Origin of the sequence: Microbacterium keratanolyticum, from assembly GCF_016907255.1 — a bacterium.
GTDB classification, from domain to species: domain Bacteria; phylum Actinomycetota; class Actinomycetes; order Actinomycetales; family Microbacteriaceae; genus Microbacterium; species Microbacterium keratanolyticum.
In genome coordinates this window covers 1,306,442-1,327,326 of sequence record NZ_JAFBBQ010000001.1, presented here as the reverse complement: position 1 = coordinate 1,327,326, position 20,885 = coordinate 1,306,442, and the positions used below count along the sequence as shown (strand labels likewise).

The window sequence follows — 20,885 nt, the reverse complement described above, 5'->3', positions numbered from 1 at the left end:
GCTCAGACCTCCTTCATGGGCTTGACGATCTTCACGTACGCCGCGACGATCACGATGACGATGAGGAAGGCCACGACCGACAGGGCGCTGGCCACATCGACCTTCTTCTGCAGCTCGATGTACTTGAAGATCATCGTCATGATCGTGTCCGCGCCGTAGCCCGGTATCGATCCGGTCATGACCTTCAAGATCGGCAGCGAGTTGAAGACGTTGATGATGTTGATGAGCACGGCGACGCTGAGCGCCCCGCGCAGTTGCGGAAGCACGATCGTCCAGTAGGTGCGCACAGGACCGGCGCCATCCATCTTCGCCGCCTCGAGCGCGTCGGCGGGGACCGTCGCGAGCCCGGCGAGGATCGTGTACGTCGTGAACGGCAGCGAGACGAAGATCGCGATCACGATCGACCAGATGAAGGCCGTCTCGGGATTGCGCGTCCAGCCGAAGCCCTCAGGCGTCGAGACGAGCCCGACGTCGACGAGGAACTTGTTGATGATGCCGAAGTAGGGCTCCAGGCCGTAGTAGAAGACCATCGTCGTCATCACGACGGAGGCCGCCCAGGGGATGATCACGGCCATCCGCACGACCTGGCGGCCGGGGAAGGCTTTGTTGAGAATCTGCGCGAGGCCCAGCGAGATGATCACCGTGAAGGCGACGACGGAGACGACCCAGATGATGGTGCGGCCGAAGATCGGCCAGAACTCCGAGAAGGTGAACACCGTCACGAAGTTGTCGAACCCGACGGAGCCCTTGTCGAGACCCGAGAGCGAGATCTTGCGGGTGGAGTTGTAGAACATCACCCCGGCGGGGAACAGCACCACGCCGATGATGAGGACGAGCGCCGGGGCGATCCACGGGAGCGCCCGGACGAGATCGCGTCCGCCGGGCTTGCCGCGGGAGGCTCCTGACTCTGCCGAGCCCGGGGAGCGGGGGCGGCCACTGGCCGCCCCCGCGAGGTTCGAGGACTGTGTGCTCTGGCTCATGGAAGTACCCGAACCCCTTTCCGTTGCGAGCTTTAGCCCGCGTCGACCTGTGCCTGGATCTGCTTCAGGACGTCCGCAGCAGGCTGCGTCTGAAGCTGACCGAACAGCGACTTGAAGGCGCCGTCAGCGGCCGACCACTTGGCGTTGGTGCTCGGGTAGAACTGTGCATCCGGCAGCACGTCGAGGAACGGCTTGAGAGCCTCCTCGCCGGAGAGCTGCTCTGCACCCGACTTCGTGACGGGGAGGAAGCCCTCGGCCTGCACCCACGGCACGTAGACGTCTGCCGTGTAGAAGTAGTCGAAGAATTTCGTGATGGCCTCGGCCTTGTCGCCGTCGTTCTGGAACGCCATCAGTCGGTCGGCGACGCCGAGCGTGAAGGGCGAGCCGTCCTTCGTGGGAATCGGAACGATCGAGTAGTCGAGATCCGGGTTGTTCTCTGCGATCTGGCCGACTGTCGGGGGCAGACCCACCTGCATGCCGATCTTGCCCTGGATGAAGATGTCCATGAGCGGCGAACGCTGCGTGGATCCCGGGTCGGCCTGCGTGGCGCCCGCGTCGATCATCTTCTTGATCTGCTCGGCACCCGGAAGGTTCTCGGGGATGTCGATCGTGATCTCGGACTCGTCGCCGAACGTGCCGCCGCCGCCCCAGATCCAGACCGCAGCCTCGGCCTGCGCCTCTTCCGAGCCCAGGGGCATGCCGTAGCCGGCGATGCCGCCGCCGAGACCGGAGACCTTGGTCGCCGCGTCGAGCAGCTCGTCCCAGTTGGTGGGTGCTTCGACGCCCGCCTGGGTGAGCAGTGCGTTGTTCACGAACAGCGCACGGGCAGAGGCGATGAGAGGCAGCGCATACGTCGTGCCGTCGAGCTGCTCGTTCTTGATGAACGACTCCTGGAAGTCGGCGAAGATCTCGGGGCTCGTGACCTCTTCGACGTTGTAGAGCAGGTCATCGGCGGCGAAGCCGGCGAAGGGGCCGCCGTTGTAGATGTCGGGTGCCTCGCCCGCCTGCACCTTCGTGGTGACGACCTTCTCCAGGTTGTCCCACGACTGCACCTCGAGGTTGACCTTGATGTCCGAGTTCTCGGCCTCGAAGCCCTTGATGACGCCTTCCCAGAGCGACTTGGTCTGGTCGGAGTAGCTGGGAACGAGCAGGTCGATGGTCGTCGCACCGCCGGCATCGCCGCCGGAGTCGCCGCCGGCGTTGCCGCCGAAGCCGCACGAGGCGAGCGTGAGAGTGGCGGTCGCCGCGAGGGCGACAGCGCCAAACCGCAGGGACTTCTTCATGTGTTGCATCCTCACTGTGTTGGTGGTGCACAGTCGCAACTACTGCACGCGACAGTGCGTGATTCAGACTCAAATCTCGAGGCTGGCTTCGGGGGTGCCCGACGCCGTCTCGGTAGCCGCGTTGCGACCGAGAGAGACAGCCATCTGATTATTTGTCCGGCATACGAACAAATCAAGAGTTCTTGTCATTGAATTGATACTGACGCGATACTATGATCGAATCGTGCGCAAAGCAATCATGAAAGTGCACATTTGGTGACTTTTACTCTTGAGAGGTTTCGACGATGACGAACGCACACGCCGCCGGCGCTCACATGCAGGCCGAACTCGCCTCGCAGCCCGACACCTGGGAGCGCGCATTCGGCATGCGTGCTGAGCAGCAGCTCCTCCCGGCGGCGGGCGCGCGCGTTGCCGTCGTCGGCTGCGGCACATCGTGGTTCATGGCGCAGTCGTATGCCTTCCTGCGCGAGTCCGGCGGGTTCGGTGTCACCGATGCCTTCGCCGCATCCGAGAACTTCGTGAACCGCGGCTATGACGCCGTCGTCGCGCTGACTCGTTCGGGCACGACCTCGGAGGTGCTTGAGCTCATCTCGGGTCTCGACTCCTCGGTGCACACGATCGGCGTGATCGGCGATCCGGAGTCTCCGCTCGTGAACATGGTCGACGATGCCGTCCTGCTTCCCTTCGCCGACGAGAAGTCGGTCGTGCAGACTCGCTTCGCCACGACGGCGCTCGCACTGTTCCGCGCGTCGCTCGGTGAGGACCTCACCGGTGCGATCGCCGACGCTCGCACGGCGCTCGCCGATGTGGATCCGACCCTCGCCGCGGCGGAGCAGTACAGCTTCCTCGGTCGCGGGTGGACGGTCGGGCTCGCGCACGAGGCCGCGCTCAAGATGCGCGAGTCGTCGCAGTCGTGGACCGAGTCGTACCCCTCGATGGAGTACCGCCACGGCCCGATCGCGATCGCGGCTCCTGGTCGCATCACCTGGCAGTTCGGCGCCGCCCCCGAGGGGCTGCGCGGACAGGTCGAGGCGACAGGTGCCCGCTTCGTCGAGCACGCGATCGACCCGATGGCTGACCTCGCACGCCTGCACCAGGTTGCTCTCGACCGTTCGCTGGCTGCGGGACTCGACCCCGACCAGCCGCGCAACCTCACGCGCGCCGTTATCCTCGACGCGTAGTCGAGCGCACGTGACGAGAGGATCCGACATGAGCAGCCCTGAGGGCGCCGACGCGGCCCGTGCTGTGCCGGATGTGGTGCAGGATGCGTCGGGCGACCGGCTCGCCCGCGCCGCATCGATCGGACGCGGCGCGGCGGTGCTCGCCTTTGATGTCGGCGGCACCGACATCAAATCGGCGCTCTTCGACGAGAACGGCACGGCCCTCGGGCTGCGGCGCACGCCGACGCCTCCTGCGGGACCAGACATGCCGGGGCGCCTCGTTGCGCGGTTGCGCGACCTCGCCGCAGAGCTGCAGGAGCAGCATCCGCAGATCGTGCCGCGCGCCGTCGGTCTCGTGGTCCCCGGAATCGTCGACGCGGATGCCGGGATCGGTGTGTTCGCGAGCAATCTCGGGTGGCAGGATGCGCCGCTGCGCGACCTTGCCGGCGAAGCGTTCGGGTTGCCGGTCGCCTTCGACCACGATGTCCGCTCCGCGAGTTGGGCCGAACACGTCCTCGGCGGCGCACGCGCCTATTCGAACGCCGTGGTGCTCATCATCGGCACCGGAATCGCCGGGGCGATTCTCGTGGGTGGGCGACCGTACACGGCAGGCGGTTACGCCGGGGAGATCGGACACTCTCCGATCGCGGAAGGGCCGCAATGCCCCTGCGGGGCGCGCGGATGCCTGGAGACCATGGCATCCGCCGGAGCCATCGCTCGCCGCTACACCGAGGCGACAGGCGCTGTTGTGGATGGCGCGAAGGAGGTCATCGCCCGTGCGAACGCGGGAGATGACGTCGCAGCGCGCATCTGGAACGAAGCGCTCGACGCGCTGACCCTCGCGATCGCACAGCTGACCGCGGTCGTCGCACCGGAGGCCGTCGTGATCGGCGGAGGTCTCTCGCGGGCAGGAGATGCGCTGTTCGACGAGCTGCACCGTCGTCTCGCCGCGCGGTTGAGCTTCCACCGCATCCCCGCGCTCGTGCCCGCCGAGCTCCTCGGCAACGCCGGAATCCTGGGCGCCGCGCTGCGTGCGAGGGAAGTCGCATGATCATCACCGTGACGCCGAATCCGGCGCTTGATCTCACCTGGCACGTCGACCGGATTGTCCCCGGTGGGGTGCACCGCGCCGACACCGGGCGCGCGCGGGCGGGCGGCAAGGGCCTCAACGTCGCGCGCGTCGCGCACGCGCAGGGTGCGACGGTGCGAGCTCTCACGACGGTCGGCGGTGCCGCCGGTGGTGAGTTCGCCCTCGAACTGCGCTCGAGCGGCGTGCCGCACCTGCTCGTCCCCGTCGTCGCAGAGACGCGCCGCAGCATCGCCCTCGTCGACGAGCATCTCGGGGACACGACGATCGTGAACGAGCGGGGCATCAATCCGTCGAACGACGAGTGGCGTGCGCTTCTCGATGCTGTCGGCGAGAGCCTCGTCGACGCTGCCGAAGCGGGTGAGAACGCCCCTGTCCTCGTGATCTCGGGCAGCCTGCCTCCCGGCGCTCCTGCGGAGCTGCTGCCCTCGCTCATCATCGCGGGCCGCGCCGCCGGTGCAGCCGTGATCGTCGACACCTCGGGCCCCGCGCTGCTGCAGGCCGCGGATGCGGGCGCATCCGTTCTCAAACCGAATGCCGCCGAGCTCGCCGAAGCGACGGGTATCAGCGACCCCCTCGCCGGTGCGGCCGAACTGCTGCGTCGTGGAGCCGAGCTCGTGCTGCTGTCGATGGGCGCCGACGGGATGCTCGCCGTCACCTCTGATGCTGTCGTTCAGGCCCGACTGCAGACGCCTCTTGCGGGCAACCCCACCGGTGCGGGCGATGCGGCCGTGGCCGCCTGCGCCTCGCTCTGGGCTGAGGGCGTCCGTGAGCCTGAGGCCATCCTGCGTCGCGCGACCGCGTGGTCGGCCGCGGCGGTGCTCATGCCGCTCGCGGGTGAGATTCACGATTCCTGGCCATCCCTGGCTGACGCGCTCCTTGTCGAGACGCACGACTTCGCTCCCGAACAGAAGGACCCTCGATGACTCTCGTCTCTGCGGCTGATCTCGTCCGCGATGCTGCGGCCCGCGGCACCGGTGTCGGCGCATTCAACGTGCTGCACCTTGAGACCGCGGAGGCGCTCGTCGCCGCGGCCTCCCTCGCAGAACTCCCGGTCATCCTGCAGATCTCGCAGAACTGCGCGGACTACCACGGCGGCCTTGAGCCGATCGCGCTGGCGACGCTCGCCGTCGCCCGCCGCGCAGAGATGCCCGTCGCGGTGCACCTCGATCACGCCGAGCGGGTAGAGCTCGTCGACGAGGCCATCACCCTCGGATTCGGCTCGGTCATGTTCGACGGGGGTGCGCTTCCCTACGACGAGAACGTCGCGCTGACCGCCGAAGTGGTGGCGCGCGCAAAAGCCGCCGGCGTTTTCGTCGAAGGTGAGCTGGGAGAGGTCGGCGGCAAGGACGGCGCCCACGCGCCGGGCGTGCGCACAGACCCTGCGGAGGCCGTCGCCTTCGTGGCCGCGACGGGCGTCGATGCACTCGCCGTCGCGGTCGGATCGTCGCACGCGATGCTCGATCGCTCCGCCTCGCTCGACATCGAACTCATCGGTCGCCTGCACGATGCCCTCGATGTGCCGCTCGTCCTGCACGGGTCGTCCGGTGTCGCGGATGCGGTGATCGCTGACGCGGTGCGCGCAGGCATGACGAAGATCAACGTCTCCACGCACCTGAACGGCTTCTTCACACGCGCCGTCCGCGAGAAGCTCGCGAGCGACGAGAGCCTCGTCGACTCGCGCAAGTACGTGAAGCTCGGCCGCGACGCTGTCGCCGCCGAGGCGGCGCGGATGCTGCGCCTGTTCGCCCTGGCGCAGGCCGCATGAAACGCGCTGCCCGCCTTGCCGCGATCCTCGATCTTCTCGCCACCCAGGGCGAGGTCACGGTCGAGGAGCTCGTCGACCAGTTCGGGGCATCCGCCGCCACCACCCGCCGCGACCTCGACAGCCTCGCCGAGCGACGGCTTCTGACGCGCACGCACGGCGGTGCGGTGGCGCAGTCCGTCGCCTACGAGCTGCCGATTCGGTACAAGAGTCACCAGCGCGCCGATGCGAAAGAACACATCGCTCGTGCCGCCGCAGCACTGGTGCCCCCGGGTGCGGTCATCGGACTGTCGGGCGGCACCACCACGACGGCGATCGCCGCAGCCCTCGCCGCGCGTGAAGACCTCTCGGAGCGAGGCATCACGGTCGTGACGAACGCGGTCAACATCGCCGCGCAGCTCGCCACCCGTCCCGACATCAAGGTCGTCGTGACCGGCGGGGTGATCCACGCCCGCAGCTACGAGCTGGTCGGCCCTTTCGTGGAACAGCTGCTCAGTGGCATCCGCCTGGACTTCGCCTTCATCGGCGTCAATGGCATCGCAGCCGACTCCGGTGCGACAACGCATGATGAGCGCGAGGCGGCCGTGAATCGGATGATGGCGTCTCGCGCCCGCCACGCGGCGATCGTCGCGGACTCCACGAAGGTCGGCGTCTCCGCATTCGCTGCCGTCGGTGGTCCGGAGCTGTTTCCGCAGCTGCTCACCGACGATGAGATCTCGCCCGATGGCCAGGCCGCGCTCGTCGAGGCCGGGTTCGAGGTCGTCGTCGCACGCTAGTAGCGGCCACAGGACGCAGTGGGGCCTGGCCTGATCACAGGCCGGGCCCCACCTTTTCTGTCTCTACGGCACCGTGCGCCGGAAGGCGATGAACGACACCGTCATGCACACGGCTGTGACGACGAGGCCCCACAGCGCGAGACCGAATGACCCGAGATCGCCGATCGTGTGCCAGACCTGCTCCCAGAGGTTCAGCCGCGTCGTCAGGAAGACGAGGCCGACGAGGATCAGCGCCAGAGTGACCCAGACGATCGTCAGAACGGTCAGTCCCCAGCTCTTGTAGATCGTCGCGCCGGTGAAGCCGAGGACGAACAGGAACAGCGCCAGCGTGAAGTAGACCGTCCATGCACCGAACCAGCCGACCCGCCACAGATCGGGCAGGTAGAAGACGTAGCCGTTGACGCCCCACCCGTTCGTGACCATCTCGATGCCGCCGCCGATCAGGAACAGCAGCCCCATGAAGGCGCTGGCGAGCACGGCCGTCAGCATGGTGCCGAGGAAGAAGTCGCGCCGCGTGATGCTCATGGCCTGGGAGAACGGGAAGGTCAGCGACATGGCGGAGATGCCGATCGCGAAGAAGTACCAGAGCGGTGCCTGCCCGCCGCCGCCGTACTTGGGGGTGTCGACGGGGATCATGGCGTAGATCAGCACCGAGATCACGGTGGCGCCGGCGAGCACGATCAGCGGCACCCAGATGAAGGTCTGCCGGTTGATCATCTGCAGGCGGATGACATTGAGTACGCGTCGCATCAGCGCACCTCCTCGTTCACGGGTGCGCCGTTCTTCTGGGTCAGACGCACGATCAGCTGCTGCAGGGAGACGGGCGCGAGGTCGAGCCCGTTGTCGTGGATCTCCGCACGTTCGGCTGCGCTCAGGCTTCCGAGCGCGGTGATGGATGCCACGCGTCCGAGCTCCTCGCGGTGCAGGATGTCGCGGCCTTCGGCCCAGGCATCCACCTTCGTCGCATCGCCCACGACGGTCACTGCGCGGTCACGCAGCGCATCCGTCTCCTCGTGCAGGAGGATCTCTCCCTGGTCGATCACGATGACCCGCTCGATGAGGTTGGACACCTCGTCGATCAGGTGCGAGGAGAGGATGACCGTGCGCGGGTGCTCGGCGTAGTCCTCGATCAGGCGGTCATAGAAGATCTGCCGGGCGACGGCGTCGAGCCCGAGGTAGGGCTCATCGAAGAAGGTGATCTCGGCTCGTGCCGCGAGGCCGATGATGACGCCGACTGCCGAGAGCTGCCCGCGGGAGAGCTTCTTGATGGTCTGCTTCATCGGCAGCTGGAAGTCGGCGATGAGGCGTTCTGCGTACTCCTGATCCCAGTTCTTGAAGAACAGGCTCGCCGCCTTGAAGGCGTGCCGCGGATACGCGTCATCCGGGTACTTCTGGCTCTCGCGAACGAAGCACATGCGGTTGAGGACGTGCGCGTTCTCATAGGGGTGCTCGCCGAACACCTTCACATCGCCGGCGGAGGCGAAGTTCTGCGCGGTCAGGATCGACATGAGCGTGGTCTTGCCGGCGCCGTTGCGTCCGAGCAGGCCGTAGATGGTGCCTCCCTCGAGGGTGAGCGAGACGTTGTCGAGTGCGCGCTTGTCCTTGTAGCGCTTCGTGAGGTTCTTCACCTCGATGACGGCGGTCATGTGTTGGTCCCTTCGGGGGCTGCGGTCGCTCGCGCCTGGATGAGCGCGGCGAGGTCTGCGGGGCTGAGGCCGATCGTGCGGGCCTCGGCGAGCAGTGGGTCGATGTAGCGGTCGGCGAAAGCGGTGCGGCGTTCGCCGAGGAGAAGATCGCGGGCGCCATCGGCGACGAACATTCCGATGCCGCGGCGCTTGTACAGCACTCCCTTTTCGGTGAGCATGGCGACTCCCTTGGCTGCGGTGGCGGGGTTGATGTGGTAGAACGCCGCGAGCTCATTCGTCGACGGCGCCTGAGCCTCTTCGGCCAGTGACCCGTCGAGGATCGAGTCTTCGATCTGCTCGGCGATCTGGAGGAAGAGCGCTTTGCCTTCTTCGATCACAGGTCCCCCGCTCGGTAGGTTGGTTAGTTACTTGACTAAGTAACCCATGAACGCGGAAGGATGTCAACCCCAAAGAGAAGTGGCCCCTCCCGAAGGAGGGGCCACTTCCTGTTGTGCTCAGCAGGCGACGGTGACGTGCGCGAAAGGGTCGTTGTTCTCGTAGTGCGAGTACTCCAGCGCGATCTCGCGCCGATACCCCTGGCCTCGCAACAGGGCGAGCAGCTCATCGATGGGCTGCTCGCCGGTTCCCGGTGCCCCGCGCCCGGGGAAATCGGCCACCTGCACATGGCCGATCTCGCGCCAGTGGTCGCGGAAGTATCCGGCGACATCGTCGCCCATGTTGAACATGTGGAACAGGTCGATCTGCACCAGGACGGTCCCTGTCGTGGCGCGTTCGCGAGCCCGCGCGACCGCCTCCGTGACTTCCGCCATCGTGCGCAGACCATAGCCGGGGATGTGTGAGAGCTGCTCGATCGTGACGACGCCACCCACGGCCGAGAAGGCGTCCGCCGCGCGGGCGGTGCGCACCGCCGCGCGCTCGTTCTGCGCGTCCCGGGTTTCGCGGTCGTTGAGGGTTCCGTGCAGAACGTTGAAGTTCTGCACGCCGGTGGCTTCATGAAAGCGCAGGCCGACCTCGATCGATGCGTCGAACTCGGCGTCCACCCCTGGCCAGCAGGTGATGCCGCGGTTGCCCAGGGCCATCCCGCCTTCATACAGGTTCATGCCGACCAGGCGCAGACGAGAGTCCGCGATGGTCGTCAGCACGGCGTCGACGTCCGAATCGGAGGGAGTCGCTGTCTCGAAGGGCCACCACAGCTCGACTCCGCGGAATCCGCGATTGCGCACGAGCCGCAGCTGCTCCTCGAGCGGCAGCTCGCCGATCAGGATCGATGGGTTGATGATCGAGTAGGTGTGCGTGCTCATCTGTTCCTCCAGTGCGGGAGCGCGGCGACGTCGTCGGGGGAGAGTGGATCGGCGGCGCGTCCCGCGAGGCGCAGGTGGATATCTGCGTTCGCTTCGAGCTCCTCCGCCGCGGCTACGGCCGAGGCGAGTTCCGGCCCGATCGTGACGAGACCGTGACGGCGCAGAAGCAGGCTGTCCGCCGCGCGCAGCGCGGTCCCGGATGCCTCGGCGAGGCGTTCATCGCCGGGTGGGAAGTAGTCGACGAGGGCGACGCGTCCCGCCTTCATCGCGTAGTACGGCGTGTAACAGGGCAGAGGTGAGGCCTCGGGCAGGTCGGCAAGACACGACACGGCGAGAGCGGCCGGAGAGTGCAGATGCACGACAGCTGTCACCTCGGGGCGTACTGCATAGGCCCGCACGTGCAGCATGGCTTCCTTCGTGGGAGCCGCACCGACGATCCGTTCGCCGTTGAGCGTGAGAATGGCGATGTCGTCGTTGCTCAATGCGCCCAGGCGTGCGCCGGTTCCGGAGACCAGGATGCGGTCGCCGACCCGTGTCGAGATATTGCCCGTTGTACCGGGCGAGAGCCCCGCGCCGGCGAGTGCGTGACCTGTGGAGATGAGTGCCGCGAACGCATCCGCCTCCTTCATCGCGAACCCTCCGCGATCGCGAGTGCGTCCGCGAAGATGCGGGGTCCGCCGAAGTTGCCGGACTTCAACAGCAGGGCCACGGGCTGCTCGCCCTCGGCGACCGTCCATGGCACACCAGGAGCAACCTCCTGACCGATGCGCAGCGCGCGGACGCCGAGGCTGTTCACGACCGAGCCGGAGGTCTCTCCTCCGGCGACGAGGATTCGGCCGAAACCCTGCGCGACCGCACCCCGCGCGATCTCGCCGAGAGCGGCCTCCACGAGCTGGGAGGAGCGTTCGACGCCGAGATCCTCCTGGATTTGGCGGACGGATTCGGGGTCGGTGGAGGCGACCACCGCGGGAACGGCATCCGCATTCTCCGTGAGGAAGGCGAGGGCCTGCGTGACGACATCCTCTCCCCGATCCAGCGCGTAGACGTCGACGGTGAAGACCGGGTGCTCGACACGGTGCTCGGCGATCTGCCCGCGCGTGGCCGCCGAGCAGCTCCCCGCGAGAACGAGTGCCGGTCCCGGGGGCACCGCGAGGGCCGCGCCGCTCTGCGTCGAGGAACGGAGCGCGGCCAGGGCAGCACCGAGCGCGGCCCCGCCGGTGACGAGTGGATCGAGGCGAGCAGCCTCGGCGATCGCGACGACGTCGTCGTCCGAGACGATGTCGGCGATATGGAAGACGCGCCCGTCGGTCTGCGCGCGCATCGCCTCCAGTGCCGCGGCGCCGGAACGCACCGTCGACAGGTCGAGCAGGCGGACCGGAGTTGTGGTCTGGCGACCGAGGACGCGGCGAAGGTCGCTGTCCGTCATCGGATTGATGGGGTGGTCGCGCAGGGGCGAATCCGACAGCAGGCGGTCGCCGACGAAGAGATGACCGAGATAAGTGGTCCGGCCGTGCTCGGGAACGGCGGGAGCGAAGACGACGGAACGTGCGGAGACGAGCGCGGCGAGAGCATCCGCCACCGGTCCGATGTTCCCGTGGTCTGTCGAGTCGAAGGTCGAGCAGTACTTGAAGTAGAGCTGTTCCACTCCGAGCGAGAGCAGCCAGCGCGCCGACTCGACGCTCTGTGCGACGGCGTCCTCTGCGGGGATGCTCCGGCTCTTGAGTGCGACGACGACACAATCGGCATCGATGGCCGCAGTGCCTTCTTCGGGAACACCCAGCAGCTGCACGACGCGCATGCCCGTACGGGCGATCATTCCTGCGAGGTCGGTCGCGCCGGTGTAATCATCGGCGATGACGCCGAGCCACGGCGTGATGGGCGGGGTGCTCATGGGGTGTCTCCTTGGGTGATGCGGCGATCGCCGGGCGGAGCGATGTGCGCTCGCGCCCGGCGATCAGAGGTGGCGCGGGTCAGTCGCGCAGGGCGAGGATGGCCTCGGCCCAGGTCTTGACCTGCGGGTTGGCGGCGTCGATCAGCGACGCGACAGGCTTGCGCCACTCGGCCAGGTCGATCGTCGTGAACTTCACGCCGGCGTCCTCGAGAAACTTCTTGTTCTCTGCGGCCTCGGAGATCGAGGTGGCGCGGTAGTCGGCCGACACCTCGTCTGCGGCGGCGAGCAGGATCTCCTGCACCTCTGCCGGGAACTGGTCGAAGGCGTCGCCCCACATCTGGAAGTGGAAGTTGCCGAACAGGTGGTTCGTCTCCGCGACGAACGGCGCGACCTCGTAGAACGAGCTGAAACGCACGACGTCGATCGGGTTCTCCTGACCCTCGATCGCGCCCTGTTCCATCGCAGAGAAGACCTCGTTGAGCGCCATCGGCGTCGGGCTCGCACCCAGCGCCTGCCAGGTCGAGATGTAGGTCTGCTGGTTCGGAACACGCAGCTTCAGGCCGGCGAGGTCGTCGAGGCTGTCGACCTCGCGGATCGAGTTGAGCTGACGTCCTCCGCGGTAGAGCGCACCGATGAGCTTGAATCCGGAGTCCTCGCGCACGGCATCGAGGATCTCTGCGGACATGTCGCCGTCCCAGACCTCGAAGAAGTGCTCGGCGTCCTCGTACAGGAAGGGCAGCCCCTCGATCGCAGCCAGGTCGGTGTAGCGCTCGAGCGAGCCGAGGCTCTCGATGACGATGTCAACGCTGCCGATTTCGAGGCCCTCCTGCATCTCCTCCCAGCTGCCGAGCTGCGCGGAGGGGAACAGGTCGATCGTGATCGCGCCATCGCTCTTCTCGGCGACGAGCTCGGAGAGCTGCTCGGCAGCTCGGTGCTGCAGGCTGTCCGGAGCGTAGGCGTGACCGAGAGTGAGACTCATTGACTCGATGGCACCGTCTTCGGTGCTGCCGGTCGCCGGAGACGAGGAGCATCCCGCGATGCCCGCTGCGAGCACGAGGGCGGACCCGGCGGCGAAGAGCCGGCGGAAGGTGGTTGTGGTGCGCATGGGTGACGTGCCTTTCTACGCGCGACGGCGCGCGTGATCGCATGAGGAGAGGAGGTCCTCATGTGTGCCGTTCTTGCTGGCGGTTACTGTGTGGGGTCTGCGCCGATCGGAGTGGCCGGCGGGGGATCAGGTGGTGACGTTCTCGATGCCCTCGGGCAGGTCGCCCAGGGTGCGACGCAGGCGCTTCTCGGCGCTGCGGAGGTGCGCGCGCATCGCTGCCTGCGCCTTGCGTGGGTCGCGGGCGACGATCGCCTCGACGACACGACGGTGCTCCTGGTTGGAGCTGTGGGTCTCTCCGGCGGACTGGATGGAACGGGTCATCCACACTTCGAGAAGTGACGTGATGTTCGACAGCACGTCGGCGAGGGCGAGGTTGCGGGCGGCGCGAGCGATCGCCGAGTGGAAGGCGATGTCGGCGGCCACGAACGCCTCGCCGGGACCGAGGTCGTCCATCTGCTCGACGAGGGCGACGAGCTCCGCGGCCTGTTCCTCGGTGCGGCGACGCGCCGCGAGACCCGCAAGGGCGAACTCGATCTCCTGACGCGCCTCGACGAGATCCATCACGCGGCGCTCGCCGAGGAAGAGTCCCCATTCGATGACGCGGGGCAGCAGGGTCGATCCGGTCGAGCGAAGGTAGGTGCCCGCACCCTGGCGGATCTCCAGCACCCCTAGCAGTCCGAGTGACTGGATGGCTTCGCGCACCGCGCCGCGGCTCACGCCGAGGGATTCGGCCAGCTGGCGCTCACTCGGGATGCGGCTGCCGCCCAGCAGGTCTCCGGAGAAGAAGTACTCGGTGAGTGCGCGAATGATCTCAGAGGAGAGCTCAGCCGTCGGGTCGATCGGCGGGAGCGAGACGGGTGCGTTGGCGGCCGGTGTCATCGGGATTCCTCTCGGAGCTGGCGACGGAGCTTCAGGAGCTGCGCGTAGGCGTTGTCACGCGCTTCGATCATCCGACGAGCCTCGTCTGCCTCCAGTCCGAGGAATCCTCCGCCGGTCTTGATGCCGAGGTCTCCGGAATCGACGCGCTCCTTGAGCATGGCAGGAACTGTGAAGCGCTCGCCGAAAGCGCGCTCCAGCGAGACGTAGGAGTTCGCGTAGACGTCGAGTCCAGCCATGTCGCCCACAGCGAAAGGACCGTAGAGGGCAAGGCGGAATCCGAAGGATGCCCGCACCACGGTGTCGATCTCCTCCGGCGTCGCGGCGCCGTCCTGCACCATCTGGACCGCCTCCTTGTAGAGGGCGAACTGCAGGCGGTTGCACACGAATCCCGGGGTGTCCGCGACGATGGCGGGCTCCTTGCCGGCGTTCTCGAGCATGGTCACGATGCCTGAGAGCAGGGAGCGATCGGTCGTCGCGTGGGCGATGACCTCCACTCCCGGGAGGAGCGGGGCGGGGTTGAACCAGTGGATGCCGGCAAAGCGCTCCGGCTTCTCCAGGGCCTCCGCCAGCTCGCCGATCGGAATGGCGGAGGTGTTGGAGCCGATGATGGCGTCGGGGCGGGCATGCTTCTCGATCGTGCGGAGCACCTCATGCTTGAGGGAGATCTCCTCGAAGACCACCTCCATGATGAGGTCGGCGCTCCCGACCGTCCCCGGGAGGTCTTCGCTGGCGGAGAGGTTGGCCGTGAGGGTCTCGCGCTCGACGGCGGTGATGAAGCCCCGGGCGAGGTGCGAGTCTGCTTCGGCGAGAACCTCATCGCGGCGGGTCTGTGCGCGCCCTGCCACAGCATCGAGCAGCACGCAGGCCACTCCGGACTGGGCAAGCACCTGTGCGATGCCGCCGCCCATGTAGCCGGCTCCGACGATCGCAACGCGCGTGATTTCAGACACTTCTCTCCTTCGATGGGGTGCTGGTCGGCCCCGCTGTCTGAGCACGATGTTTGCATACTCTTCGGCAAGTGGTCAACCACTTCATTCATTTCGCCTTGACATTTCAAGGCGAACACCGTCAGGATTGCACATTGAGTCGAAAAGTGGTTAACCACTTCGCTCGTTCTCTCACTACCCGCTCTCAAAGGAGACAGCATGTCCGAAGAGGACTGGGTTCCTCAGCCCCCCGCTCTGAACCGGGGTCCGCTGGCCGTCCTGGACCGCGTGGTCGCCGCTCTCGTGGTGGTCGGCTTCAGCGTCATGACCATCACGATCGTGATCCAGGTCGCCGCTCGATACGTCGCGAACAGCCCGACTGTCTGGTCGGAGGAGCTGGCGATCAGCCTCTTCGTCTGGTCCACGATGCTGGCGATTCCGCTCGGACTGCGTCGCGGCGAACACCTCACACTCGACCTCGTCTCCAAGTTCATCCCGGCAAAGGTGGAGCGCTGGCTGGGGCTCGCCGTCGCCGTGACGACCACCGTGACCCTGCTCATCCTCGGCTGGCTCACGTTCGGCCTGATCCCCGCCGGTGACCGTCAGCTCCTCGCTGGCATCGCAGGCGGCCTCGGCATCCAGGCGAAGGTGTCCTGGGTCTACATGGCCGTTCCCGTCGGTGCCGCACTCAGCGCGATCTTCACGATCGAGCGCGCGGTCGCCTTCTTCCGCGGTCGCCTCACCGTCCTCAACGCCGATGCAGACCAGGCCGTCATCGACGTTCTCGACTCCGAGGTGGGTGACGTCGAGCAGGCGACCCGCGAAGGGCACGGTCTTCTCGACGGTGCGACCGGAGGCCAGGAAACCGGGTCATCTCCCGCCCAGCGCCGCGCCGCTGACGACTCTTCGAAGGAGGCGTGACGATGGGTTACGCATTGGCTTTCGGCTTCGGCGCGCTGCTCGTCGTCGGGCTCCCGATCGGCATCGCCCTCGCGCTCAGCTCGATGATCGGACTGGAGTTCTTCAGCAATGTGCCGCTGGAGATCGCTGCCCAGCGCATGGTCGCCGGCATCCGCAACTTCCCGCTGCTCGCGATTCCGCTGTATGTCATCGCAGGTGCGCTCATGAACGCCTCGGGCATCACTCAGCGTCTCATCGACTTCGCGTACGTGCTCGTCGGCAGCATCCGCGGAGGCCTGGGCCACGTGACAGTGGTCACCACAGCGATCTTCGGTGGCATCTCCGGGTCGCAGGTCGCTGACACCTCCAGCGTCGGCCGCATCATGATCCCGCAGATGGTGCAGCGGGGATACTCGCCGCGGTACGCCGTCTCGCTCATGGCGACGGCAGGCGCGATGTTCGTCACGATCCCGCCGTCGATCAATCTGATCGTCTACGGCGTGCTCGCCCAGGCCTCGATCGCCGACCTGTTCTTCTACGGTTTGATCATCGGACTCGCATTCGTCGCGTCGCTGCTCATCGTGGGCTACATCGTCGCCGTCGTGAAGAAGCAGCCGGCCGAGCGTCGCGCGACGGCGAAGGAGATCACGACCGCTCTCGGGCGCGCTGTGTGGGCCCTCATCCTGCCTGTCGTGATCATCGGTGGCATCCGCATCGGCGCCTTCACGCCCACCGAGGGTGGTGCGGTCGCCGTGCTGCTCGCAGTGATCATCGGCTTCTTCGTGCACAAGGAGCTGACGCTCAAGAAGCTGTTCCGTTCGATGACGGAGTCCTCCGTGCTCGTCGGTGTGATCATGCTCGTGATCGCCGCCGCGCAGATCTACTCCTGGGCGCTGGTGAGCGGTCAGATCCCGCAGGCCATCTCGACGTGGATGCTCAATCTCACCGACAACCCGCTGCTGATCCTGCTGCTCATCAACATCCTGATCCTCGTGATCGGAACCGTGATGGAGGGCAACGCGGCATTGATCGTGTTCGTGCCGCTGCTGCTGCCCGTGGCGACCGCCGTCGGTATCGATCCGGTGCACCTGGGTCTGATCATGGTGGTCAACCTCGGCATCGGACTGCTCACACCGCCGGTCGGTCTGTGTCTGCTGGTCTCGTGCAAGATCGGCAAGATCTCGGTTTCGCAGGCGGTCCCCGCGATGCTGCCGTGGTTCGGTCTCTGCCTCGCGTTCCTGTTCGGCGTGACGTACCTGCCGGTGATCTTCGGCTGGTTCTAGGTGAAGTGACCGCGGATGCCGCATCGTCTCCCTCAGACGATGCGGCATCCGTTCGTTTCAGCCGGTCACGTCTCGCTGTTGCAGGGCGAAGGCGGATGCCGCGGCGAACACGATCGCGAATCCCCAGACGAGTGCGAGTCCGCCGAGGTCCACGCCGTCGCTCAGGGGCGACTGGTGGTAGACCCACGCGTACGGGGAGAAGATGTTGAGCCACTCGAGATCGCTGCTCTGCTTCGCGACCGCCTGGAAGACATAGCCGAGCACCGCGATCCCCGCGGCGGCTCCGCTCGCCCACGACCGCCGCCCTGTGAGCGCGCCGACCAACAGGCCGATGGACGCCGTGAGGAAGCCGAGCCCCGCCAGCGCCGCCGACGCGCCGATGATGTGCGGCGGATCGATGCCGAGGCCGACCGGCTCGTTCATCCCCCACACGATGAGGCCCGCGAGAAGCCCAAGCCAGAGCACCTTCACGACGATGGCCGCGGCCTGCTCCAGCGCGTATTGCACCCGCGCGATCGGGTGAGCGAGGTCGAGCTCCAGCCGACCGGATTCCTCGGCGCCGCCGATCGCCGCCGAACTCCAGATGACCGCGGCGATCGTGAACAGCACGAAGCCGGTCAGCCCGTAGAACGTGCTCTGCGCGTAGCCCGCGCCCGTCGCGATCTGGTCGTAGCCGATCGTCTTCGTCAGCTCTTTCGGGAGCGCGTCGATCACCGCCTGAAGCTGACCGCCCGTGCCGAAGCTCTTGAAAAGCGGCAAGTAGAGAAACAGCAGGGCCGTTATGCCGAGACTCCAGCCGATCAGTCCTCGCCAGGACTCCCGGATGCTGCGACGCAGCACCGGCACACTAGTCACGAAGACTCCGTCGGGTCGGGGCGGGGGCAGTATCCGCACCGTAGAGCCGCAGCACCGATTCGGCCAGATCCGGCTCCTCGATCGTGAGGTCGTGCACCTCACAGCGGGCGAGTGCCTTCACGAACGGATCGATCGACCCCTCGACGGTGCCGCGCACACGCAGGAGACCACCATCGTCGGTGACCTCCACCGAGGTGAGCCCGGGAACGCCCTCGAACAGAGTGCGTGTGGCGGCAGCATCCGTCGTCTGGATCACCGCCTGCACCCGACGAATCGACGCGAGCCGCAGGGCCGATACGGCACCGTCGGCGACAACCCTGCCATCGGCGAGCACCGCGACCTCGTCGGCGGTCTGCTGGATCTCGCTCAGCACGTGGGAACTCAGCAGCACCGTCTGACCCGCATCGCGCGCCTCTCGCACCATCTGCAGGAACTCGCGCTGCACGAGCGGATCCAACCCGCTGGTCGGCTCGTCGAGGATGAGCAGTTCGGGCGCATGCATGAACGCCTGAACGAGGCCGAGCTTCTGCTTGTTGCCCTTGGATAGCGTGCGCACGGGGCGGTTCAGGTCGAGGCCAAGACGCTCGGCCAGTCGTTCGGCCGCGCCCGGAGCGACCGGTCCGGACACCTCTTCATAGAAGGAGAGCAGTCGGCGACCGGTGACACGCCCCTCCAGTCGCAGCTCGCCCGGCATGTAGCCGATGCGCCGGCGCAGTGCGGCGCCGCCCTGCCGCGGATCTTCACCGAGCACGCGAGTGACGCCGGATGTCGGCCGGATGATGTCGAGCAGTACGCGCAGTGTGGTCGATTTTCCGGCCCCGTTCGGGCCGATCAGGCCGAAGATCGTGCCCGGAGACACACGCAGATCCAGGTCATGTAGAGCGGTGTGCTGGCCGAACTTCTTGTGCAGGTGCGAGATCTCGATGGCGGCGCTCACGATTCCCCCTCACGGGGTCGACGGGCCCCACGTTGGGCACCATATGCCCGTCGTCCGCGGTCGTCAAGAGAGGCTGCCGCGTACAGTAAAACGGTGTCCGACTTCCCCTACTCCCGCCTGCGACGCTTCCCCGATGTCGAGGCGGAGAACCTGCAGGCCTGGGACGCCACCGACGAGCTGCTGGTCGCCGAGGCGCTGAGGGCGGATGCTCCGGGCGCGAGAATCGCCGTGATCGGCGACGAGTACGGGGCGATCACCCTTGCGCTCGCCGCGGCCGGTCTGCGCGGCATCCGGGTGCACCAAGATCTGGCGACGGGGCGTCGAGCGCTTGCGAACAACGCGCGGGCGTTGCTTTCCGCGGATGCTGTGTCTGGCACGGGGCGTGTCGAGGGCGGACACGCCGACGGCGTCGCAGACCTCCCGCGGGAAGACACGGCGTTCACGTCGCACGAGCTCGGGCCGGAGCTTCTCTCCGGCGCTCGTCTGGTGCTGCTGCAGCTACCGAAGGCGCTCGCAGAGCTGGAGGAGATCGCGGATGCCATCGCACGTTGGGCGGCACCGGACGTCGTCGTGATCGCCGGTGGGCGCGTCAAGCACATGACTCTCGGTCAGAACGAGGTGCTCGGGCGCTTCTTCGAGAACGTGCAGGCGCAGCGCGCGCAGCGGAAGTCGCGTCTGGTCATCGCAGCCGGCCCTCGGCCCGTCGCAGGGACGCCGCCGTTTCCCGTCGTGGAGACGCACGAGGGGCTGACCCTCGTGGCGCACGGCGGCGCATTCGCCGGAGCGCGCCTCGACATCGGAACGCGGGTGCTGCTGGACGCGCTCGCGCTGGGGCGTTCACAACTCCTCCAAAACGGTGTCGAAAAGGCCGAAACTGCCCGAAACGGGGGCTTCGCCGAAGATTCTGGAGGAGTTAGTGCCCGCACGGTCGTCGACCTCGGCTGCGGCACCGGTGCGCTCGCCGTCTCGTACGCGCTCGCGCACCCGGAGGTCCAGGTGTTGGCGACCGACCGCTCGGCCGCGGCGGTGGCCTCTGCCCGCGAGACCGTGCGGGCGAATGGGGTCGAAGACCGCGTCACCGTCACGCACGACGACGCGGGATCCGAGATCGCGGCTGCCTCGGTCGACATCGTGCTGTTGAATCCGCCGTTCCACCTGGGGGCGAGCGTGCACACCGGTGCGGCGACGCGTCTCTTCGAGGCGTCCGCGCGCATCCTCCGCCCCGGTGGCGAGCTGTGGACGGTCTTCAATTCGTCGCTTGCCTATCGCGGTGAGCTCACCCGTCTGATCGGCGAGACGGAGCAGATCCTCCGCACCCCGAAGTTCACGGTGACGCGCAGCATCCGCCGCTCCTGAGCCTTCCGCCGCGTCGGCGGGCGTGGGCATAATGCTCAGATGGTCGCCTCAGAACTGCCCCTGCCCCGCATTGTCGACGCCGAGGAGTGGGCCGACGCCCGCCGTGTGCTGCTGCAGCAGGAGAAGGCGCTGACACGCATGAAGGACTCCGTCGCTGCGCTGCGTCGTCGAATGCCGGTCGTCGAGGTCACGACCGACTACGTGTTCGAGGGTCCGGATGGGGCCGTGCGACTGCTCGACCTGTTCGGGGATCAGCCGCAGCTGATCATCCAGCACTTCATGTTCGGTGAGGACTGGGCAGAGGGCTGCGACGGATGCTCGATGATGGCCGACCACATCGGTCCGCTGAGCCACCTGCAGGCCCGGCGCACGGCGTTTGCGATGGTGTCGCGGGCGCCGCTTGCGAAGCTGATCCCCTTCCGTGAGCGGATGGGGTGGGATCTGCCGTGGGTGTCGTCCGGCGCCACCTCGTTCAATGAGGACTTCGGTGCGACGCGCGAGGGTGAGGAGCGGCAGGCGATCAGTGTCTTCGTTCGTCGGGGCGAGCGGATCTTCCACTCCTGGTCGACGTTCGCGCGGGGAGAAGAGCCGTTCATGCTCGTGTTCGACCTGCTGGACCTCACTCCGTATGGCCGCCAGGAGTCATGGGAGAACTCGCCCGAAGGATGGCCGCAGGAGTCGCCGTACTCGTGGATGCGTCTGCACGATCGGTACGAGGACGACAGCGCCTGACGGCCACCATCGGGGCCCGAGCC

22 protein-coding genes are annotated in these 20,885 nt (G+C 67.0%); 9 read left to right on the top strand and 13 right to left on the bottom strand.

Annotated features, from left to right (window positions below; genetic code table 11):
- Positions 1–2: 2 nt before the first annotated feature.
- Complete coding sequence (locus JOD62_RS06295; RefSeq protein ID WP_204938460.1) at positions 3–980, bottom strand: carbohydrate ABC transporter permease; 978 nt, start codon at positions 978–980, stop codon at positions 3–5.
- Between the two features lie 32 nt (positions 981–1,012).
- A complete protein-coding gene (locus JOD62_RS06290; RefSeq protein WP_204938459.1) occupies positions 1,013–2,263 on the bottom strand; it encodes an extracellular solute-binding protein in 1,251 nt (416 codons plus the stop codon).
- A gap of 284 nt (positions 2,264–2,547) precedes the next feature.
- Between JOD62_RS06290 and JOD62_RS06285 the strand changes: the two genes are divergently transcribed.
- The 5 genes from JOD62_RS06285 to JOD62_RS06265 are packed head-to-tail and all read left to right on the top strand — an operon-like array spanning position 2,548 to position 7,051.
- Positions 2,548–3,444 (top strand): SIS domain-containing protein, encoded by an 897-nt coding sequence (locus JOD62_RS06285; protein WP_204938458.1) that lies wholly within the window; start codon positions 2,548–2,550, stop codon positions 3,442–3,444.
- A 28-nt stretch (positions 3,445–3,472) separates the two neighbouring features.
- Positions 3,473–4,474 (top strand): ROK family protein, encoded by a 1,002-nt coding sequence (locus JOD62_RS06280; protein ID WP_204938457.1) that lies wholly within the window; start codon positions 3,473–3,475, stop codon positions 4,472–4,474.
- A complete protein-coding gene (locus tag JOD62_RS06275) occupies positions 4,471–5,436 on the top strand; it encodes a 1-phosphofructokinase family hexose kinase (protein WP_204938456.1) in 966 nt (321 codons plus the stop codon). The genes JOD62_RS06280 and JOD62_RS06275 overlap by 4 nt, the downstream gene beginning before the upstream one ends.
- Positions 5,433–6,278, top strand: coding sequence for a class II fructose-bisphosphate aldolase (locus JOD62_RS06270; protein WP_204938455.1), 846 nt, complete (start codon positions 5,433–5,435; stop codon positions 6,276–6,278). The genes JOD62_RS06275 and JOD62_RS06270 overlap by 4 nt, the downstream gene beginning before the upstream one ends.
- Positions 6,275–7,051, top strand: a complete 777-nt coding sequence (locus JOD62_RS06265) for a DeoR/GlpR family DNA-binding transcription regulator (protein WP_204938454.1) — start codon at positions 6,275–6,277, stop codon at positions 7,049–7,051. Before JOD62_RS06270 ends, JOD62_RS06265 begins: the two co-directional genes overlap by 4 nt.
- A gap of 63 nt (positions 7,052–7,114) precedes the next feature.
- On the opposite strand, the gene JOD62_RS06260 is transcribed toward JOD62_RS06265, so the two are convergent.
- The 9 genes from JOD62_RS06260 to JOD62_RS06220 all read right to left on the bottom strand — a co-directional run bounded on the left by JOD62_RS06260 (position 7,115) and on the right by JOD62_RS06220 (position 14,823).
- Positions 7,115–7,801, bottom strand: a complete 687-nt coding sequence (locus JOD62_RS06260) for a hypothetical protein (protein ID WP_204938453.1) — start codon at positions 7,799–7,801, stop codon at positions 7,115–7,117.
- Positions 7,801–8,697 (bottom strand): ABC transporter ATP-binding protein, encoded by an 897-nt coding sequence (locus JOD62_RS06255; protein ID WP_204938452.1) that lies wholly within the window; start codon positions 8,695–8,697, stop codon positions 7,801–7,803. The genes JOD62_RS06260 and JOD62_RS06255 overlap by 1 nt, the downstream gene beginning before the upstream one ends.
- A complete protein-coding gene (locus JOD62_RS06250) occupies positions 8,694–9,074 on the bottom strand; it encodes a GntR family transcriptional regulator (protein WP_204938451.1) in 381 nt (126 codons plus the stop codon). The genes JOD62_RS06255 and JOD62_RS06250 overlap by 4 nt, the downstream gene beginning before the upstream one ends.
- A 117-nt stretch (positions 9,075–9,191) precedes the next feature.
- Positions 9,192–9,998 (bottom strand): TIM barrel protein, encoded by an 807-nt coding sequence (locus tag JOD62_RS06245; RefSeq protein WP_204938450.1) that lies wholly within the window; start codon positions 9,996–9,998, stop codon positions 9,192–9,194.
- Complete coding sequence (locus JOD62_RS06240) at positions 9,995–10,627, bottom strand: class II aldolase/adducin family protein (protein WP_204938449.1); 633 nt, start codon at positions 10,625–10,627, stop codon at positions 9,995–9,997. The genes JOD62_RS06245 and JOD62_RS06240 overlap by 4 nt, the downstream gene beginning before the upstream one ends.
- Positions 10,624–11,889, bottom strand: coding sequence for a 3-oxo-tetronate kinase (gene otnK / locus JOD62_RS06235; RefSeq protein WP_204938448.1), 1,266 nt, complete (start codon positions 11,887–11,889; stop codon positions 10,624–10,626). The genes JOD62_RS06240 and otnK overlap by 4 nt, the downstream gene beginning before the upstream one ends.
- 79 nt (positions 11,890–11,968) lie before the next feature.
- Positions 11,969–12,994 (bottom strand): TRAP transporter substrate-binding protein, encoded by a 1,026-nt coding sequence (locus JOD62_RS06230; RefSeq protein ID WP_204938447.1) that lies wholly within the window; start codon positions 12,992–12,994, stop codon positions 11,969–11,971.
- Positions 12,995–13,120: 126 nt separating this feature from the next.
- Complete coding sequence (locus JOD62_RS06225) at positions 13,121–13,873, bottom strand: FadR/GntR family transcriptional regulator (protein ID WP_204938446.1); 753 nt, start codon at positions 13,871–13,873, stop codon at positions 13,121–13,123.
- Complete coding sequence (locus JOD62_RS06220; RefSeq protein WP_204938445.1) at positions 13,870–14,823, bottom strand: 3-hydroxyacyl-CoA dehydrogenase family protein; 954 nt, start codon at positions 14,821–14,823, stop codon at positions 13,870–13,872. Before JOD62_RS06220 ends, JOD62_RS06225 begins: the two co-directional genes overlap by 4 nt.
- A gap of 195 nt (positions 14,824–15,018) precedes the next feature.
- Between JOD62_RS06220 and JOD62_RS06215 the strand changes: the two genes are divergently transcribed.
- Positions 15,019–15,720: a TRAP transporter small permease gene (locus tag JOD62_RS06215; RefSeq protein ID WP_204938444.1), complete on the top strand. Its 702-nt coding sequence runs from the start codon at positions 15,019–15,021 to the stop codon at positions 15,718–15,720.
- Between the two features lie 2 nt (positions 15,721–15,722).
- On the top strand, positions 15,723–16,982 hold the full coding sequence (locus JOD62_RS06210; protein ID WP_204938443.1) for a TRAP transporter large permease: 1,260 nt from the start codon (positions 15,723–15,725) through the stop codon (positions 16,980–16,982).
- Positions 16,983–17,039: 57 nt separating this feature from the next.
- On the opposite strand, the gene JOD62_RS06205 is transcribed toward JOD62_RS06210, so the two are convergent.
- Positions 17,040–17,837, bottom strand: coding sequence for an ABC transporter permease subunit (locus JOD62_RS06205; protein ID WP_204938442.1), 798 nt, complete (start codon positions 17,835–17,837; stop codon positions 17,040–17,042).
- Positions 17,830–18,774 (bottom strand): ABC transporter ATP-binding protein, encoded by a 945-nt coding sequence (locus JOD62_RS06200; protein ID WP_204938441.1) that lies wholly within the window; start codon positions 18,772–18,774, stop codon positions 17,830–17,832. Before JOD62_RS06200 ends, JOD62_RS06205 begins: the two co-directional genes overlap by 8 nt.
- Before the next feature lie 93 nt (positions 18,775–18,867).
- On the opposite strand from JOD62_RS06200, the gene JOD62_RS06195 reads away from it, so the two are divergent.
- Both JOD62_RS06195 and JOD62_RS06190 read left to right on the top strand, forming a co-directional pair.
- Entirely contained in the window at positions 18,868–20,130 is a 1,263-nt protein-coding gene (locus JOD62_RS06195) for a class I SAM-dependent methyltransferase (protein ID WP_204938440.1), read from the top strand.
- 39 nt (positions 20,131–20,169) lie between these two features.
- Positions 20,170–20,862 (top strand): DUF899 domain-containing protein, encoded by a 693-nt coding sequence (locus tag JOD62_RS06190; RefSeq protein WP_204938439.1) that lies wholly within the window; start codon positions 20,170–20,172, stop codon positions 20,860–20,862.
- Positions 20,863–20,885 lie beyond the last annotated feature (23 nt).